We start from the raw sequence: 20,142 nt of genomic DNA on the forward strand, positions 1-20,142 counted from the left end.
ATAAAAGTAACATGATGGCATTTTACGACAACTCCTTTTGGACTTCAAATCTGTGCCATACCGCCATCAACAAACAACTCGATGCCGTTCACAAAGCTGCTGTCATCTGAAGCCAGAAAAACAACCGCTTTGGCAATCTCATCGGGTGTGCCGACTCGCCCTAATGGAATAGTGGCAGCTTGGCTGTCCACGAATTCTTGCAACTGCTGGTCATTCAGTCCCAAATGATCGTAACCAGGAGTCGGAACCACACCAGGGCTAATGGCATTCACTCGGATCTTGCGTTCTCTGAGGTCGAGTATCCAATTCCGAGCAAATGATCTGACGGCGGCTTTGGTGGCGCTGTAAACACTGAATGCTGGCGTACCTTTTATAGAAGTAATCGAAGCATTCAGGATAATAGAAGCGCCCTCTGGTAACAGTGGCAGCGCCTTTTGTACGGTGAACAGTAAACCTTTGACATTTACGTTGAATGTTTTGTCAAAGTGTTCCTCAGTGATTGCTCCAAGCGGGGCAATTTGTCCACCGCCAGCATTAGCGAAGATGATATCAAGGTGTCCTTGTTCTTGCTTAATGGTGGCAAACAGACGATCGAGGTCTGCCAGATTAGAAACATCGCTCTGCACAGCCGTAACATTTTTACCAATGGCTTCTACAGCAGCATCCAGTTCGACTTGGCGACGACCCGTGATGTAGACATAGGCACCTTCGGCAACAAACTGTTTGGCTGTAGCAAGACCGATACCACTATTGCCACCCGTGACAAGGGCGATTTTTCCTTCTAGTTTTCCCATTATGCGAATCCTCTGATTGTTGGGTTTAAAGCGGTAAGTTGTTAATAGAGAGCGGAGTCAGGAGGAAGAATAGTCAGCCGATATTGGGGAGCAAGGGCGATCGCCTTTTGTATCTTAACAAGCGTGCCATTCCTTACATCTCCTTTGATTGATCTGCTTGATGAGGCTGCTTGAGACTTGAAACGAGGTCGGTCACTTGACGTTGAGCCTCTGCGCTCAGTGAGTCAAAGTCGTCTAAGAAGAATTGACGTTCTAGCGCTAACTTCCGGGTGTTGAGTAACCCTTCGATCTGCCAACCTTCGTCGCCTTTCGTTACGACGTATAGCGGCAGCGAATCTCGTGACGGTGAAGTTTCGGTTTGTCCGGGCAGTATTACCCTGATAACTACTAGCATGAGCGCGAGTTGCGAGTTCACGAAGCGGACAAAATCCACCTCACCCTCCAGGCGTGTTCCTTTGACAACTGTGTCGAACGCTTGTTGATGAAATGCAGCGATTTCTTTTCGACCCTTGAGATGTGTACCCTCGAACGTGATGAAATCGGCAGTTTCGCTGAACGGGGCAGCGAAGCCTTCGCCGCTACCTCGATTCCAAGCATCAATCATTTGGCGATGGAAAGCACGGATTGCCGACTCGTCAGCAGTAGTGGTGGTTTGAGCTGTTTGTGAATTCATAGTTTTGAGTTTTCCTTTTAAGTGATGGACCAAAGGCTGGCAGGCTTACGACCGGCAATTCGTTTATCAACAGCGTGAAGCTCACTGTTACTGCCAGGTCAAGCGAGCAGGCGCAACGATTCATTCCAGAGCCGATCGGCATTGTCTGGGTTCAGGGCGTAGGGGGCAACTCCGCTCATATAGCCGTTTCCCTTGGTGACGAGAGTGGCTTCATTGCAGTCCTCGAAATAGCGTCCGCCAACGCCCTTTAGTAGCAAAGAGGTTGCCAACAGAACGGAAGTTGCCGCACCCTGCGCTATTGTCTTCTGCCGCTCAGGTGGGGTTCTAAGACCGCCCGTATGACGCTGGAGGTTGGTTGCGATCGCCCCGGGCATCAGGGCATTAGCGGTAATGCCATCCTTGAACCAGCGCGCAGTAGCACCCACAGCAAAGAGGATACTTGCGGTCTTGGACTGTCCATACGCCAACCACGGATCATAAGGACGAAACATGAAGTGAATATCATCGAACACAATGGGCGACATCAGGTGCCCGCTAGAACTAACCAACACGATACGGGCGGCACCCTCTGCTGCGAGAGCGTCGTGTAGTCCGAGCGCTAGGGCAAAGTGTCCGAGATAGTTAGTGGCAAATTGCATCTCCCAGTCTTCGGGTGTGCGCTGTTCGGGCAATGCCATTACCCCTGCATTATTAACGAGGATGTGCAGCGGCTCACGCCAGGCAGCAATGAACTTGGCAATTGAGTTGCGATCGCTTAAATCAAGCGGAGCAACATGAATATTCCGGTTCCCAGTAGTAGCCATAATGTCAGCCGCGACTTGCGCTCCAGCATCGGTATTACGCACAGCTAGTGTGACGATCGCTCCAGTTTGAGCCAGCGCCCGCGCCGTTTCTACGCCGATGCCCGATGCGGCTCCCGTAACGATCGCCTGCTTGCCGGAAAGATCAATTCCTTCTACAACCTCGGCGGCGGTGGAATGTCGTCCGAATGGTGTTGTAATCAGTGCCATTGTGTATTCCTTTACAGAGGTCGAGTGTTCTGTTTGCCTAACATCGACCGATAAACGCTCAACAGGTATGATAATCTGAGATTGATCAAAGATGATCGCCCGTTTCTAAATAGATGAATACGCCGGATTTTGGAAGTTAGATTTGCTGAAAACCGTTCGTACTGTGCGACCTGCTTTAATTAAATCTGCTGCCTTCTCACCAATCATGATGGTGGGTGCGTTCGTATTTCCCGTGGTGATTGTTGGCATGATGGAGGCATCAACAACTCGCAATCCCTCAACCCCATGTACCCGCAACTCAGGATAGACTACTGCCATTGGGTCAATGCCCATTTTGCAAGTGCCAACCGGATGCCACACAGTGCTGCAAGTGTCCCGAATGTAAGCTTCTAGCGCTGCATCACTCTGCTTGTCAGCACCCGGAGCGATTTCCTTACCGCGAAACTCATCCAAAGCACTTGCACCGAACAAGTTACGGAGTAATTTAATCCCGACAACTAACTTTTGCACATCAGTTTCACTTTGGAGAAAGTTCATTTGAATCATCGGTGTGTCTTTGGGGTCAGGGGAACGCAAACTGACACTACCAATGTTTTGAGGATGAGTTAAACAGACGAAACTTGTAAATCCTAAACCAGAGTGGGCATAACCAGGCGGTGCCAACACAACCGGGCCGAAGAGAAACTGTAAATCTGGCGCGGCATCCAGATTACCCAGAGTATGCAAAAACAAGCCAGCTTCAGCGACACTACTGCTGCTTGCCGTGTGTAAATCCTGAGTTGCCTCGTGTGCCACGGACACGACAGGGTGGTCTTGGAGGTTTTGACCGACACCCGGCAAATCAGCCACTACCGGAATTCCCATCGCTTGCAGGTGTTCTGCATCACCAATACCGGAAAGCATCAGCAGCTTCGGCGAATCGAACGTGCCAGCGCTTAAAATCACTTCGGAGTTTACCCTAACCTGGTGCAACATGTCCTCGTGCAGGTATTCTACCCCAATAGTGCGGGTACCCTCAAACAACAAGCGAGTTACCAACGCTCCTGTGGTTACAGTCAAATTGGGACGCTGGAAAATGGGTAACAGGAAGGCAGCGGCGGTGCTGTGGCGCTTACCATCCTTGATCGTCAACTGATAGAGTCCTGCTCCTGACTGCTGCATTCCATTGGGATCGGGATTGTGGTCATATCCTAGTTCCACTGCTGCGTCTACAAAACGTTGGGATACCACAGCAGGCGCAATCAGATCGGTGACGCTCAACTCTCCATCGACCCCGTGAAATTCAGACGCGCCTCGTGAGAAGTGTTCTGATTTCTTGAAGTAGGGCAAAACATCAAGGTACGACCAACCGGGATTGCCCAATGACTGCCAGTGGTCATAATCGTGAGAATTACCCCGCAGATAAATCATGATATTAATCGAACTGCTGCCGCCCAGGACTTTGCCACGGGGACAAAAGATTTTGCGGTTATTCAGGTAGGGTTCTGATTGGGAGAAATATGCCCAGTCCACCTCAGAACCTAGTAGACTGAGACATTGCGCGGGGATGTGAATTTCTGGTTTCGTATCGGGATTACCCGCTTCAAGTAGTAACACAGTTGCGTCGCTGTCTTCTGTAAGACGGTTGGCGATAACGCATCCTGCCGAACCTGCACCAATTACAATGTAGTCATAATTAGTCATGAAGTTCTCTTCCTCTGTTATCTACAATGGATAAATGGAGTCAAGAATGAACTGATTTAAAGAGCGATCGCTGAATTTAACTGCGTACCAATGGTGTATCCACCAAATGTTCTGCCAGAAACCAAACTTGCGTCTCATTGGTTCGCAGGACTTGGCTCACTAACAAATCATTAGTGCCACTATCTTGATTTGCTGCTGTTTTATCGATCGCTACTCTCAATTCCCCAATGATTAACTCGTGGGCTTCCAGTAACCGCGACAACATCACGGGTACTTCCTCAACGCCATTGGGCGGACGCTTAATCTTAGTAACTTCTGCTACATGACGTGGGTCAGCGATCGCCACACCTCCCAGTGTTTGTACCCGTTCACCCAGTGCATCAATTAACTCAATTTGTTCACTGGCGTGTTTGTCGAGCAACAGATGCAGTTGATAAAATGTATGTCCGCGCATCAACCAGTGATGTTTTTTGTAAAGGTGATAGAGAATAATCGTATCTGCCAAAATTTGATTGACTAAAACACAGCTTTCGCTGCGGGCACTGGGGTTGAGAACAATTGGCAAATCACGAAGAGTACCATACTGTTGAATTTCATATCCATGTTGATGCAGTAAGGGTTGACTGCGATCGACTTCAGTGATACCTGTATTTTGAGTCGACATGATCGGATCTCCTAGAGTCAATAATTAGGTCTGTTCTGTTTGTATGTACTGAGAAACTGCTTCTCTTAGGATTGGGATTACTTCACAGCAGTACTTGCTGCTTCAATCACTTTGGCAACCTCTTTTGGATGAGAGATAAAAGGAACATGACTGGAGTTAACTTCGGTTGTCTTAGCATTAATCCGTTTAGCCATAAATCGTTGAAGTTCAGGGTTGATGGCGCGATCGCTTTGAGTCACGATAAACCAGGAAGGAATCGTTTTCCAGGCGATTTCATTTACTGATTGCTCAAAGGCTGCGCTGGCGATCGGCTTTTGGGTTGCTGCCATTACTCGCGCCTCAGCCTTCGATACGTCTTGGGCAAAAAATTCGTGAAACTTCCCGCGATCGACATAGAGAAAGTTTGCAGCATCAGATACAATCGCCGTACTAATCGGAGGTGCTGCGTACCTTTTATTCAAATCACTCGTCTTTTCACCGACATCTGGGGCAAAAGCATTAACATAAACCAGAGCTTTCACCTGTGGATTGCCAGCCGCCGCACCCGTAATCACATTTCCACCATAGGAATGTCCAACTACTACAACGGAACCTTTTTGATTATTAATCACCCGCTTCGTTGTTGCCACATCATCAGCAAGTGAGGTGAGCGGAATCTGCACAGCAGTCACTCTGTAGCCATCCTGCTCTAACAATGGAATAACGTGTTGCCATGATGTACCGTCAGCATAAGCCCCATGAACGAGAACGATCGCAGGTTTAGAGCTGGACGCTTGAGGTAATTCCTTGGAGGTGGCGGGTGTTGGATGCATTGATATTCTAACGACAACACTTAATGCAAATAACCACAGCAACAATTTTTGAACTTTTTTCCATGTAAAAACCATCATGGCGATCGCCTCTGTATTCTTGCTAAATTGCTTAAATCTCTGGTTCTTGTCGTCCGTATAGAAGTTATGAAATACTCCCCGCTGAAATACTTGTTGGGATAGGCATCAAAAACCTTAATCATTTGCAGCAACAATGGCTGCCATTATCTGCTCAACAGTCCAGCGATCGAGATAGCGAATTCCATTAATAAACAAAGCGGGTGCAGCCTCCACTCCACTTCGCAGTCCACCTTCAATATCCGCATTGATAAGATTGACATACGCTCCCTTGGATAAATCCTGCAAAAATTGAGAAATATCAAGTCCTAAACGATTGGCATACTCCACTAGATAGCCATTTCCCAATTCCTGTTGATGGATAAACAGCATCTCATGCATTTGCCAAAACTGCCCTTGAGCCGCTGCTGCTTCTGCGGCTTCCGCTGCCCGTTGAGCATGTGGATGAATCTGTACTTGAGGAAAATGACGGAAGATAAAACCTAAATTGTTTTCTCCAAACGAAATCTTCAATTGCTGCCCGGCAACTTTAATCAATCGATAGACGTTGGCACTTTGAAAACATTCATAATCTCCATACATGACGAATACTACAGCAGCATTCAGTACACCTTGAATATGATCTTGGGTTGAAGGCAGAACGAATAAAGAACGATTATCACGGTTGTAAGTCATGTTTCGGTTTGTATTAAGCAAACTTAAGCCTTACAACCCAACTGCGCTAACATTGCTATGGATTCAATATAGACAATTGACCCTCTCTTGTCGTCCACTCTGAGTTGACATTTTTATACAATCTAGTGATGGATGAACCTGTTCATCTCGTAGTGGAAGGTTGTCTCCAACTAAAGTTTGAGTCTAAAGCCAATTCTATTGGGGAAAAGGTCATAAGAGGCAGGGGAGCAGGGAGCAGGGAGCAAGGGGGAAAACTGAAACGGAGCTTTGTACCCATGTTCAACCTGCAATTCCACGGCTCTTGAGAAGGAACATTCCCCTTGCCCCCTGCCCCTTTTTCCCCACTTACAAACTTACAATCCCACGCTTAACAGCAGTAATCACGGCTTGTGTGCGATCGCTCACGCCCAGTTTGCTCAAAATCCGATTTACATGTGATTTGACGGTACTTTCACCAATACTCAAAGCAGTCCCAATTTCTTGATTACCCATTCCTTGTGCCATCAAACGCAGCACTTCCAACTCTCGTTCACTCAGTTCTGGATTGGTCATTCGCTGCAATAATTTTGCGCCCACTTCTGGCGGAATGTATTTCTGACCATTATGAATGGCGCGAATCGCATTCAAAAGCTCGCCAAGTTTAGAATCCTTAAGCAGATAGCCTTGAGCGCCCGCCTGTAAACCGCGATAGATATCTTCATCACCATCGTAGGTTGTGAGTAGCGCGATCCGAGCCTGCTTAAATTCAGCACAAATCGCCATAATGGCTTCAACACCTCCCATTTTGGGCATTCGTAAATCCATTAGTGTGATATCAGGTTGGTATTCACGAAAGAGAGCGATTGCCTGCTGTCCATCTTCTGCTTGAGCGATCACTGTCATTTCTGGATCGCGGTTAATGATGGTTGCTAGACCCTTTCTGACTATGGCATGGTCGTCAACAATCAGCACTCGAATCGTAGTGGATTGGCTCATTGTAATTCTCACACTCGATTGATAGTGACAATAATTTCTGTTCCTTGACCCGGTTGGCTTTGAATCGTTAGTTGTGCACCAATGCGCTCTGCCCGTTCGCTCATTCCTAATAAGCCAAACCCACCGCTCAAAGGAGTGCTACCTACTCCAAAGCCCCTGCCATCGTCTTTAACCCGTAAGATACACTGTGTTTCGTTGTACACTAACTCAACCCGAATTTCGCCAGCACTTGCGTATTTAATCGCATTGGTTAATGCTTCCTGCCCAATTCTGAGTAAGTTATTCTCCACTTCGGTTGATAAGGAATAGGCTATACCCTGAGTTTCGCAAATCAGAGCCGTGTCGGTCGTTGCTCGCATTTGAGCCACAATACGATGCAAGGCACTCTCTAAATTACCTTCTTCTAGTAGCCGCGGACGGAGTGCTGATACGGATCGCCGTGTCCCTGCCAGCCCAGCGCGTGCTAGTTCCTCAATCATTTCCAGATGTACTTGGGTTGCTTCCGGGTCATCCGCCAGCACTTGTGTTACTGCTCCAACTTGAAGCAGAATACCTGTGAAAGATTGAGCTAGTGTATCATGAATTTCTCGCGCCATCCGGTTACGCTCTTCTAAGATAGAAGTGTGTTCAGCTCGTTTGCGATCGCTAATGTCTGTTATGAGACTGTAGAAACCTCTTACCTGAGCATTGTCATCGAAATCAGGAATAAAGGTGGCGCTGATGCACCGCTTATCATCCCGAAAAGGGATTTCTGCTTCTAGAGGGACAGTTTGCCCTGCAAACACCTGATTAATATACGGCTCAACTCGTTCATAAACCGCCTCACCGAGCAGTTGGCGAACAGGGTTGCCCAAAATTTCCTCACGGCTACGGTTGAACCAAACCTCATAGGTACGGTTGATAAATTGAAAGCAGCGATTGGCATCGACGTAGCTAATCAGAACGGGTAGAGCGTCGGTAATCAGCCGTAATTCCTGCTCCTGTAAGCGAAGCTCGTCGTAGACACCGCGTAGCTCTGCTTCGTTTGCCTGCAATGCTGTCGTTCGTTCTGCAACTTGTTGCTCTAGGGTGCGATTGTATTCTGCTAAAAGCTTCTCTGCTTGTTTACGTTCGGTGATGTCTTGAAAGGCTGCGATCGCATACAGAATGTTGCCAGACTCATCAAAAATTGGAGTTCCCCAACTTTCGATCGGAATGATGCGATTCCCCTGGTGAATTTCGATATCATCCACACTGCCCTGTTCGCCGTTTAGCGCTCGCCTAATCATCAGTTGTTCGGTTGGGTAGGGGCGATCGGTTCCTGCCACATAGAGTTGATAGACCTCGGCAATTTGCTCTGGGGTGACAGACGGCAGCACGCCCTTGCCCAAGAGTTGGATTGCCTTCTGATTCGCGTAATAAGGGCGACCTGTTGCGTCCATAACCACAATTCCTACCGGAACCGACTCTAAAATTTTCTGAAGGCGGGTTTCACTTTGGGCGAGGGTCTGGTTTAAAGACTGCATTTTGGCAAATGCGATTTGAAGCTGCTGTGCCATCTGGTTGAAAGATCGAGCCAGTTCGCCCAAATCGCCCGACCGCTCAATTTCTACCGTCTGATTCCATGCACCGTCTGCTAGCGCTTTTGCCGATTGACTGACGCTGACAATCGGTTTAGCGATCCATCGGGCAATCAAAATGCAGATCGCAATGCCAAGCAGCAAAGCCGCGATACAAAGCAGAATCGTCGTGTAGATGCTTTGATTAATCTTTGCCATGAAATCGGATTCAGGCAACACCGTGACAATCAGCCAGTCTAGCCCACGAGTATCTTTGAATGGCATCACCTGAATCAACTGCCGCCTGCCATCGAACTTAAAATCAAGCTGTTCCGCAGTCTGGATCTGCCACAAATCGCTGAAATGCTCGCGCAAATAGTCAGCAGTAGCTCGCACGGTAGGGTTACGGCTCTCAACTGCGGACAATCGATTTGCTGCTGCCCCACTACTTATAATCGCCTCTCCGGTGGAGGTGGCAACCAGTTGCCCCGATCGCTCTAGAATAAAGGCGATGCCTGTCTTGCCAATTTGCAGGCTAGCCAAAAAACGGCTCATCTCATTAGGCAGAAATACATCGGTGGCACAGACTCCCAACAGCGATCGATCAGCAGTGCTATAGACAGGCGTACTGGCGGTGATCGTTGGCAACTGGCTAGCAAAGTCGGCATAGATTCCACTCCAGCTTGGTTCGCCTACCGTCACTGCTGCCTTATACCAGGGACGAACCCGCGCATCGAAGGCTTTGTTACCTTGACTGATTAACTGGTCTCGCTGACCATTGCGATCGAGGCTGTAGCCGTAGAGTTTATGATCTGTAGCAACATTACTCGACCGCAGTTCAATTGAGCCATCGGCAGGGCTACGTCGCACCCCTAGAAGAGAACCTTTGCGATCGCCACAGTAGATATCACTCACCATTGGATAAATCTGAATTTGCTGCCAGAGTGGAAACTCACCTTTGAGTGCGCTAGGGTCAATTTTTCCCTGAGCGAAGGTGCTGGCATTGAGCCGATTGATGTTATGGGGTATCTCGGTATAGGTTTGTAGTTTGCCTTCGATCCGGTTCGTCAGTTCGCGCCGCAGTTGACTGGCGAGATCGTTGATGGCTTCCTGTCTATTTTGGAAGGAAAAATACCCCACTAAGCCGACTGTCACCAAAGTTTGCAGCACAAACGGCACAATCAAAACCGTCTGCAATGGCACCGTTCTGGAAACTTGAGCTACAACTTGCTTGAGAAGACTGCTCATCAATCAGATTCCTCATTTACGGCAGTTCGCGCACGTTAGTCCATTTATTGACAGAAAATACTAGCCATGAGAAGCTCCAACGATCGCAACAAGTAGTGGCTCAAGCTCTAAAGCGTCTCTATAACGCACACCATTGATAAATAAAGCTGGAGTGCTAACTACCCCACTATCGATTCCGCTGGCAATGTCTTGATTGATGCGATCGACATGCACTTTTTGGGCAATGTCTCGAATAAACTGAGTTACATCAAGCCCTAAATTGTCAGCGTATTCTGCTAAATACCCATCTTCTAGCTCTTGCTGATGCTTCAATAGCATCTCGTGCATCTGCCAAAACTGCCCTTGTGTTGCTGCTGCTTCAGTCGCTGCTGCTGCCTTTTGAGCTTGAGGATGGATTTGAGGTTGAGGAAAATGTCGGAATACAAAGCATAGAGAATCTCTCCCGAATAAGGTCGCCTCAAGCTGGCGTTGAATTGCCTGAATTGAGGTATAAAGTTCACTACATTGGGGACACTGATAATCCCCATACTCAACAAGCACAACGCGAGCATTCAATGATCCTTGTCGATGGTCTTGCTCAGAAGGAAGTACAACTAATTGATTGCGCTCTGCTTCGCAGTTACCGCAAGGGTCGCCAGGTGTGTCGTCAGGAATAACATCGCTCATTGTAAACCTCATTCTAAATATTTGAGGAAAAGAGATTTATCGTCTGCACTCTGAAATTTCTTCCCTTCAAGCCTATAATCGTTTGTATGAGTTTAATGTATGAGACTTGCTTAGGCTTGTCGTCAATTCAGGGTCTGTATTTTAATCAACAAAATGATTGAGGATGAGTCAATTTGAGGGAGTAGAATGAATCAAACTCAGGTTCGATTGCCTCAGAGACTAAAATATGATAATTAACCCAGGCAGAAGTACCATCTTTGCTTTTACAAGCTAGCAATTCCGCGTTTTAATGCAATAATGGCTGCCTGGGTGCGATCTTTGACATCTAGCTTGCTTAAAATTCGGTTGATATGAGTCTTCACTGTACTTTCACTAATATTGAGAGCAGTGCTAATTTCTTGGTTGCTCATGCCCTGTCCGACTAACTGGAGAACTTCTAACTCACGATCGCTCAGTTCTGGAGCAGTCATCCGTTGGACTAGCTTGGCAGCCACGTTGAGGGGAATATACTGTTGTCCCCTGGTCACTGTCCGAATTGCTGTCAATAGTTCCTCTGGCTCAGAGTCCTTGAGTAAATACCCCTTTGCCCCGGCTCGCAATCCTCGATAAATCTCTTCATCGGTGTCATACGTGGTCAGCACAATAATTCGGGCATTGGGAAACTCATTGCAAATAACCGTAATCGCCTGAACACCTCCCATATCGGGCATCCGTAAATCCATCAAAGTCACATCAGGTTGCTGTTGCTGAAAAACTGCGATCGCCTCATGCCCATTTCGCCCCTGACCAACAATGACAATATCTGGAGCCTCCTCTAACATTCCGATCAAACCCTGGCGGACAACAGGATGATCGTCCACAACCAGAACGCGAATGCTACTAGGCTGATTCATACTGACTTAATCCCCGATTAATGGATACCACGATTTCTGTCCCTTGCTCTAAGTCACTTTGAATCTTTAATTCAGCTCTAATGCGTTCAGCCCGTTCTGCCATCCCCAGTAGACCAAAGCCATTCCGCATCGCCTGGTTTTTTACATTAAATCCCTGCCCATCGTCTTTAATTCGCAAGCTGCATTGGGTCGGTTCATAGATCAGTTCAATGTGGATCTCACGTGCTTCAGCATGTTTGATTGCATTTGTCAAAGCTTCCTGCCCAATCCGAAACAGATTATTTTCCAGATCGGAGGATAGGGGATAGGGTGTACCCATGACTTCGTAGACGATTTGGGTTATGATCGAGGAGTTTAATTCAGCAGCAAGACGGCTTAAGGCATCCTGTAAGTTACTGCTCTCTAAAAGGTATGGGCGGTGTAGTGCCTCTACTGAACGACGTGCCTCCGCAAGCCCAGAACGGGCTAAGTCGAGGATCTGAGTGAGGAGAGTTTGCGCTTTTTCTGGGTCTGCCGTTACCTTATTGGAGGCAGAGCGAGCATGAATGATAATACCTGTAAACGCTTGGGCTAAAGTGTCGTGAATTTCCCGTGCCATCTGATTGCGCTCTTCTAGAATGGAGGCTTCTTCGGCTCGTTTGCGATCGGTGATATCTCTTGTTAGCCAAATGACAGAATGTTCTGAAATGGGCGAGATGCGAGTTGCAAACCAGGTTTTCCACCCTCCCACGATCGAGCTATACTCAACCGTTAGGGGCTGCTGAGTGCTTAATGCTTGCCGAATACAGCCAAGAAATGTATCGGCTTGCGATCGCTCAAAAATTTCGGAAAATGTTCGACCCACCTGTTCGTCAATCGGGTTAGATAATTTCTCTGACTCGATCAGGCTTGCTCTCAAAATCCGCCCTTCTGCATTTACTACCAAGAGCGGATCGGGCATTGCACAAAAGAGCGCCCGAAGTTCTGCTTCGGAGGCTTGCAACGCTTCTTCTGCCTGTTTGCGTCTAATTCCTAATGCAATCTCACGGGCTGAAAACTCCAACGCCTCAAAGTTGGACGACGGAATGGGATGTCGAGTAAACATCGCTATAACTCCAACAAGTTGCTCATCCAGCAGTATTGGATAGCCCGCAAATGCCACCATGCCTTCTCGTTTTGCCCATTCTTTATCAATGGATGATTCATCAAACACATTGTTAGTCAACAGAGGACAGCGTTCCTGAGCAATTCGTCCAACCTTGAGGCTACCTACAGGAATTCGACTGTATTCACCGTCAAGACGGGTATACATCCCCACACTGGCTTGTAACTCCAAAACATTATTGTCTTTATTTAGCGTCCAAATCCGAGCAAATGCCGCATTAAAGTGCTTAACAACGGCTTGGGCACAGCGATGAAGTATCAAGGGCAAACTAGCACTTTGAGCCAAGGCACTATCCACATCGGCGCGAAAATCGGAGAGGATTGCCTGTTCCCGAAATTGAGCCTCGGACTGACGCAACACTTCTTCTGCTTGTTTGCGTTCGCTAATATCTGTCATGAGGCTGTAGAAGCCTCTCACTTGAGCATTGTCATCGAAATCAGGGATCAAGGTCGCACTGATGCAGTGTCTACCAAGGGAAGAAGGAATTTCTGCTTCCAGGGTTACAGTTTGCCCTGCAAACACCTGATTAATAGACGGCTCAAACCGTTGATAAACCGTCTCACCTAAAAGTTCATAAACAGATTTGCCCAGAATCTCATCACGGTTACGGCTAAACCAAACCTCATGGGTACGGTTGATAAATTGATAGCATCGATTGGCATCCACATAGCTGATCAGAGCCGGTAGAGCGTCGGTGATCAGCCGTAATTCTTGTTCTCGACCGCGCAGTTCTGCTTCGCTTTGCTGTAACGCGGCTGTTCGTTGGGCTACCTGTTGTTCTAAGGTGCGGTTGTAATTCGCTAAAAGATTTTCTGCTTTTTTACGTTCCGTTATATCTTCAAAGGCTGCGATCGCATAAGCCACATTGCCCTGTTCGTCAAAAACTGGAGTTCCCCATACCTCAATGGGAATGGTGGTGTTATTTCGGCGAATTTCTAAATCGTCAATAGTGGTGCGTTCGCCACTCAATGCCCGGATAACTGGCAGTTTCTCAGTAGGATAGATTTGATCCGTTCCCGCCTGATAGAATTGATAAACCTCTGCGATTTGCTCTGGTGGCACGGCAGGATCAATCCCTGTGCCCATTAGCTGGATGCCCCGTTGATTGGCGTAGTAAGGGCGACCAGTCGCATCCACTATTCCAATTCCCACCGGAACCGCTTCTAAAAATTGAGCCATCTGGCTTTCATTAGCGCGGAGCTTTGAGTAGAGCTTGGCATTCTCAATTGCGATCGCTGCCTGAGTGGATAGCAGATTTAAGACTTGCGATCGCTCTGCTGTAAATGCCCCAGTTGCTAGTTGGTTTTCTAGATACAATACGCCGACGAGTTTACTTTGATTTAGCAACGGTAAACAAAGAAGCGATCTCGTTTGGTTATGCTGAATGTATGGCTCATTAATAAAATTACCTTCGCGAGTTGCATCATTGAGGATGACAGATTCATGAGTCCGAACCACATATTGAATAATGGATTCGGGTAAGTGATTTGCAATTGGAGTTGACCGCAGTACTTGCGCTGCATAGACTTTCGCAGTTTCATTGAGTTTACAAGCCGCTTCGATCGTCCATTCTCCTAAGTTTTCCAAAAGCAGGCATCCAGTTTGTGCCCCAGCATTTTCAATTAGAATCTGCATTAGAGAACTGAGCAACCGCTCCAATTCAATTTCACTCGAAATTGCTTGAACTGCTTTCATCACTGTCGCTAAATCGAGAGCAGTATGTGAGGCACTTGAGATGGTTCCGGTCGTGGTGCGAACTGGTGTAGAAACTACGTTGGAGGACTTAGGACATAGTTGAGGATAACGAGTTTCTAAATCTTTAACCTTTGCCATTGCTCCCCATCGTTCATAGCAATAGTTCGCTTCCTTCATGTAAGTTTGGGCAAACTTTTCTCTACCACGAGCTAAGTAATGTTTGGCGGCTAATTCATAGGCTAATGCTTCTTCTTGAAGATACTCGTTGTCCTTGGCTCCTTGAATGGCTTGTTCATATAAGTTTTCTGCTTCAAAAAATTGACCCAAGACTCGCGCTTTCTCTGCCTCAACGAGATGAAACTTGTGTAAAAAGTTTTCTGGACAGCTATCAGACCATGCTTTCAAGCGCTCCTGATGTGATCGAATCTGTTCCAAAGCATTATTTTGTTCTGCTTGAGATAGACCGGAATACAGGTTGAGTAGAATCAGAGAACCATAATATAAATAACTACTATAGGTTGTAAATCCTACGATAGAATTTAGGATCTTTCCCGCTTCAACGAAATAATGGCAGCCTTGCTCAAAATCTGCTGTTAAACAGGAAAGATGCATTCTGAGGATGTAATAAAGACAAATTGAAAACCGTATTTGTGAGGTTTCACCCTGATGAACTATTTTTTCTGTCTCCCTGAGCAATCGATCGTGTTCCTGTGCTGCTTGCCCTAAAGCAAGTTTTGCGATAAAAAATTTAGCTCCAGCCAGTGCCACCTTGGAAAGCTCGTCCTGAATCTGCTCCGCCACCAACTGATATTTTTCGTTGTCTTCTGCAACGGTTGTTAAATTTTCGCCTTGAAATAAGCGATTAAAAATGTTACCGACCACGTTATAGGCTGCAAATTGAACATTTCCCGACTCTATGCTTGCCAGAAAACCTTTATAATTGATCTCGGCCGCTCCTGCTATAGGTTTTGACCAAACTTGAATAAAGCCTCCAAACAACATCTCAGCCTTACACTGCTGAGATTTACTGTTTAGCTTGTAGCTAAGCTGCACAGCTAAATCTGCAAAATCATAGCCTTGTTGGTATTGCCCTTCCATCAAGCTTAAAAGAAGACCATAGTTTGCATAAGCCTTAATAGACTCAGCAATATTTCCATGTTCAATGGAAAGACGAACTACTCTTAAACTGATAAAGCAGTAAAGTTCAATATTAGCCGTAATGTAGGCTGATATATCTACAACGATCAATTTAATCATTGCTTGAATGACCGGATCGCTCACCGTTGGTAAAGTTAAAAGTGAGGAAATTGAGCGATTTTCTAAGCTTTTGGCAACAGCTGCAAACTCTTCACGGACTAGTTCTGTCAAATTTTTGCCCTTAATCTCAATCCCAAGCTCATGCAATCCGATAAGACCTGTTTGAACTGCTTCCTCACATTCGCCTTGTAGGGTATATTGAGTGATTTGAAAAACACGAATATCTGCGCGATCAACGGCAGAAGAAATGTGCTCTAAAGCAACCTTGGTTGTGGCGCTTAATTGCTCATAGCTAGCATTACTCAATTGTGCTGCACAGAGAGTACGATACAGGTTGAATATCAAGTCGTACTGACTTATCCAAGCCTCTGCCTTGAGCAAGCCAATGCCAGTCTCAAGATACCGAATCGCGGCTTCATAGGCTGTAGAGGATATGGCTTTTTGAGCGGCAGCCAAGTTGAGTCGTGCTATTTTCTCTTTTTCATCTTTCTGTGTCAGAAGGGATTGACCAAAGTTGATGTGGTTGACAATATCAAAAAGCATCTCACTTTGTTCGACCTCAGAGAGCTTGCCAAGCATTAGTCGTCCAATAGAGTAGTGCGTTACTTGCTTTCGATCCTCAGGAATCAAAGCATAGGCGGCTTGCTGTACTCGGTCATGCAAGAACTTATACTCTTGAACTAACAAGTCCTCATCTAATTCAGACAGGGGTTGAATGAATCCTCCTTGTACCACTGGTAGTAAATCCTGAAAAACCATTTTGGGCGATTTCTCACACACGATCACTAACGTATTTAAATTAAATTCAGCGCCAATGCAAGCAGCTAACCGAAGAATTTGCTGTGTATTCTCTGGCAGTTTCTTCAACTTGTGAAGCATCAACTCCACAACATTATCAGTGATATTTTGAGCTTGAATCTGAGCAATGTTCCACTGCCAGCCTCCTACCTCCTTCTGTTCCCCCTTACTAAAGGGGTCAAAGGTCAACAGATTTTCGCTATACAGCGTCCTCAAAAATTCATTGACAAAGAAAGGATTACCCTCGGTTTTACGCAACACCAACTGAGCTAAGGAAAGAACGGTGTCAGTATTGTGATGTAGTGTCTCGGCAATCAACTGATTCAACGGCAAGATCGTTAAGGGTGTCAGTATAATTTCTTGAAAAACTACTCCTTTTTTTCGCAGTTTTTCTTGCATTAATACCAGTGGATGCGTTGAATTTACTTCATTATTTCGATATGCTCCAATTAAAAATAGGGATTGGATTTGCTCATCTAGCAGCATCAACTCAATTAACTTCAGCGTTCCTGAGTCTATCCACTGCAAATCATCTAGAAAAATAACTAGGGGATGTGACTTGGAACAAAACACCCGCACAAACGATTGAAAAATCCGATTGAAGCGATTTTGAGCTTCAGTTGCGCCAACTTCCGGTGCAGGTGGCTGTTTGCCAATAATTAACTCAACTTCGGGGATCACATCAATAATGATTTGTCCGTTGTTTCCTAAAACTGCAAGCAGACGCGATCGCCACTGTTGCAGATGCTCGTCTGGTTCACTGAGCAATTGCTGTACCAATTTTTGCAGGGCATCTGCGATCGCACTGTAAGGAATATTGCGCTGGAATTGATCAAATTTACCAGAGATAAAATAGCCGCGCTTTTGGGTAATTGGTTTATAGATTTCCTGCACTAACGCAGATTTACCAATGCCAGCATAGCCAGATACCAACATCATTTCGACTTGGAATTTTGGTTTGCCTCTTTGTTCGCTTTGTGAAGTTGTTTCTGAATTGTTTTGTAAAGAAGCAACGCGATTTGACTCTGGACACGCTACGCGATTGTCCTTCCCTGCGGGAGGCTGCGCCAACGGATACGCTATGCGATCAAACGCCGCCAGTAACATTGCAACTTCCTTGTCCCGTCCATACAGTTTTTGGGGAATTTGAAACTGACCCGAAGCGTCTTTAAGCGCCAGTTGAATGCTAGAGATTTGACCGATTTGTGCTAATTGTTCAGCACAAATTTCTAAATCCGCTTTGATTCCCCAAGCACTCTGATAGCGATTTTCAGCATTTTTCGCCATCAGTTTGAGAATGATATCTGAAACTGGTTTGGGAATCGTTGTATTTATTTCATCAGGCGGAACAGGCTGTTTAGCTATATGACAATGAACTAGTTCCAGGATATCTGTGGTGGGAAACGGCAGATATCCAGTTAGCAGTTCATAAAATGTCACACCAAGGGAGTAAAAATCGGTGCGGTAATCGAGTAAACGATTCATCCGCCCAGTTTGCTCTGGAGATAGGTATGCCAGTGTCCCTTCTAAAACATGAGGACTTTTGAAAGTTGGATTCGTGCGGTTAAATTCAGTAGCAATTCCAAAGTCAATAATTTTGACAACGCCAGTATCGAGATTGAGGACTATGTTTCCAGGGTTGATATCTTTATGAATGATATTGGCTGCATGGATTCTGCCTAGAATATCTGTCAGGGCGATCGCAACACCGAGAAATGTGGATAAAGGCATGGGGCAGAATATATCTGGACGCTTGTGCATCCATTGCTCTAAGGACTCTGCCCCAAAATCTTCTAATAGAATTACCAGAGTGCGTTGATAGTCTTGCTGGCTGTATGCCTTCACTACTCCTTCCACTGTGAGGGAACGGATAATTTTATATTCCTGTCTGTAGCGAGTCAGTTCTTGAGGTGAGGGATAATCAAGCTTTAGCATTTTCAGGACGATCCCTACTCCGTCGTCTCTGATGCCCCGATAAACTAAAGAATTAGAACTTTCGTATATCTTATTTTGGATAGCAATACCAGGTAGAGCAATCATAGAGCAACTCTTGAGGGTATAATCTGGCATAACTCAAACTATACAGCAATTCTTATTCTGAGAATAATTACTTGCTGTTTGCTCCCATCGAGAATAAGTTTGATGAAATAAGAGATTGATAACTAAACTTTAATTTCTGACTTTAAAACATTCAACACTTTTTCTGCCAAAGCGTTTAAATAAGGTCGATTTAGCTTACCCATCGGCTCTAAAAAGTTCTGCATTGATTCCTCTAGCGTGCCCGAGTATACTCAACTAATGTGTTTGTAAGCAAGCAATCGCTTTTAGACCAATGCCAGCTATCTACATCTTCTGAAATCCTATTTGGTTTTGTTCATTTCTAGCCAGTTGTAGAGCATTAACTGAACTCTGTTGAGCGCTGTATCAATTATGTAGAGCCATTCTACAGCACTCATTTGACAACTGGCGTAGTATGGGAAACCAGAAGCAGAAAGTTTTGCCCTATCCCTCGTACAACTTCTTCGCTGTCCCATTGTGTTGCTAACTCCATTGAAACTGCAACCCAAAGACATTGGATGCCAAATTGCCGAAATTGTTCAGGATATTCCCCCATACTCCGACTCCAGAAGCGTCAATAATTTCTCTTCCACAGCAGTAAGATAAGGCCGATTTACCTTCCCCAAAGACTGCAACAGACTTTTGACTGTCTCCTCCAGCACACTTGAATACACCCGACTGATGCGATCGCAAATCACCTGCATCTGCTGACACTCGGCAGGCAGGTAGTTGTAAGATTTCAGGTGCTGCAAACCGACGGTGTACTTACCATTCCAGGTTTTGACAGTGCAACTGAACTCATTTACTTGGCTGACAATCCCCCAGCAGCCACCCTTGCCCTTAAGTTCGGGATTATCCTTGGCAAGGATTTGGCACACTTCGCCAATTTGGTAGGTATTGGGTACTTTTGTCCTTTCCATGATGCGCTGCACAACATCTTTGACGATTCTACCAGTAGGCACTTTCCCACCAGCAAGTTCTACTGCTTTTAGCCACGCCTCGTGCTGTTCCTGGAGTTCAAGTTTGGTCATTGGTCGAACTTGCCCCTCTGCTGTCGGCAATTTGTGATCAAATTGATCACAAATTTCAACCAAGTTATCAAAAACAACAGCCGCATCCATTAAAAGATAGGACTGGCGACGGCTATGGCCAAATCTCTCCCGGCAATATTCCTCAAATGTTTTGTGCGTCGAACGGTACAGCCTGCGATCGCGTAATTGCGCCAGCGCCTTCCCTGCTTCAAAAAACGCCCGCTCCACTTTCCTCTCCAAGTGCAGGCGATCGCTTTGCTCTTCCTGGGTCAACTCTGTTACTTCAACAGCCGTAACCGTAATTGTTGCTGTAGCTGGGTTTTCTTCAAGGTCTTGGTTATCTGGTGGCGTGTCATCACTGGATGAAGCAGAGGTGGCTTTTTTGCGATTAGAAGGTGGTTTAGCCATTATTCCATCTCTTTTGGCTCAATGGTATTTGCTTTGAACCAATGG

The 20,142-nt window shown here is 46.2% G+C and carries 14 protein-coding genes; all 14 read right to left on the reverse strand.

Going from position 1 to position 20,142, the window contains the following annotated elements; all coding sequences use genetic code 11:
• Positions 1-44: 44 nt before the first annotated feature.
• The 14 genes from FD724_RS34965 to FD724_RS35035 all read right to left on the reverse strand — a co-directional run bounded on the left by FD724_RS34965 (position 45) and on the right by FD724_RS35035 (position 20,097).
• Positions 45-794 carry a glucose 1-dehydrogenase gene (locus tag FD724_RS34965; protein ID WP_179076270.1) on the reverse strand — a complete coding sequence of 250 codons (750 nt, stop codon included), beginning with the start codon at positions 792-794 and terminating at the stop codon, positions 45-47.
• A 133-nt stretch (positions 795-927) separates the two neighbouring features.
• Positions 928-1,467 (reverse strand): SgcJ/EcaC family oxidoreductase, encoded by a 540-nt coding sequence (locus FD724_RS34970; RefSeq protein WP_179076271.1) that lies wholly within the window; start codon positions 1,465-1,467, stop codon positions 928-930.
• A 98-nt stretch (positions 1,468-1,565) separates the two neighbouring features.
• Complete coding sequence (locus FD724_RS34975; RefSeq protein ID WP_179076272.1) at positions 1,566-2,477, reverse strand: SDR family NAD(P)-dependent oxidoreductase; 912 nt, start codon at positions 2,475-2,477, stop codon at positions 1,566-1,568.
• Between the two features lie 105 nt (positions 2,478-2,582).
• Positions 2,583-4,160 (reverse strand): GMC family oxidoreductase, encoded by a 1,578-nt coding sequence (locus FD724_RS34980; protein WP_179076273.1) that lies wholly within the window; start codon positions 4,158-4,160, stop codon positions 2,583-2,585.
• 76 nt (positions 4,161-4,236) lie between these two features.
• Positions 4,237-4,824, reverse strand: a complete 588-nt coding sequence (locus FD724_RS34985; protein ID WP_179076274.1) for a Dps family protein — start codon at positions 4,822-4,824, stop codon at positions 4,237-4,239.
• Between the two features lie 77 nt (positions 4,825-4,901).
• A complete protein-coding gene (locus FD724_RS34990) occupies positions 4,902-5,714 on the reverse strand; it encodes an alpha/beta fold hydrolase (protein ID WP_179076275.1) in 813 nt (270 codons plus the stop codon).
• Between the two features lie 114 nt (positions 5,715-5,828).
• On the reverse strand, positions 5,829-6,386 hold the full coding sequence (locus tag FD724_RS34995; RefSeq protein WP_179076276.1) for a DsbA family protein: 558 nt from the start codon (positions 6,384-6,386) through the stop codon (positions 5,829-5,831).
• A gap of 345 nt (positions 6,387-6,731) precedes the next feature.
• A complete protein-coding gene (locus FD724_RS35000) occupies positions 6,732-7,361 on the reverse strand; it encodes a response regulator transcription factor (protein ID WP_179076277.1) in 630 nt (209 codons plus the stop codon).
• An 8-nt stretch (positions 7,362-7,369) separates the two neighbouring features.
• Positions 7,370-10,147 carry a PAS domain-containing protein gene (locus FD724_RS35005; protein WP_256874699.1) on the reverse strand — a complete coding sequence of 926 codons (2,778 nt, stop codon included), beginning with the start codon at positions 10,145-10,147 and terminating at the stop codon, positions 7,370-7,372.
• Between the two features lie 60 nt (positions 10,148-10,207).
• Positions 10,208-10,813 carry a DsbA family protein gene (locus FD724_RS35015; RefSeq protein WP_179076278.1) on the reverse strand — a complete coding sequence of 202 codons (606 nt, stop codon included), beginning with the start codon at positions 10,811-10,813 and terminating at the stop codon, positions 10,208-10,210.
• A gap of 263 nt (positions 10,814-11,076) precedes the next feature.
• Positions 11,077-11,706, reverse strand: a complete 630-nt coding sequence (locus tag FD724_RS35020) for a response regulator transcription factor (RefSeq protein WP_179076279.1) — start codon at positions 11,704-11,706, stop codon at positions 11,077-11,079.
• Complete coding sequence (locus FD724_RS35025; protein WP_179076280.1) at positions 11,693-18,640, reverse strand: AAA family ATPase; 6,948 nt, start codon at positions 18,638-18,640, stop codon at positions 11,693-11,695. Before FD724_RS35025 ends, FD724_RS35020 begins: the two co-directional genes overlap by 14 nt.
• Before the next feature lie 412 nt (positions 18,641-19,052).
• Positions 19,053-19,214 (reverse strand): hypothetical protein, encoded by a 162-nt coding sequence (locus tag FD724_RS35030; protein ID WP_179076281.1) that lies wholly within the window; start codon positions 19,212-19,214, stop codon positions 19,053-19,055.
• Positions 19,198-20,097: a hypothetical protein gene (locus tag FD724_RS35035; RefSeq protein WP_179076282.1), complete on the reverse strand. Its 900-nt coding sequence runs from the start codon at positions 20,095-20,097 to the stop codon at positions 19,198-19,200. Before FD724_RS35035 ends, FD724_RS35030 begins: the two co-directional genes overlap by 17 nt.
• Between the last annotated feature and the right edge of the window lie 45 nt (positions 20,098-20,142).

The organism is Nostoc sp. C057, assembly GCF_013393925.1.
Lineage (GTDB): Bacteria > Cyanobacteriota > Cyanobacteriia > Cyanobacteriales > Nostocaceae > Nostoc > Nostoc muscorum_A.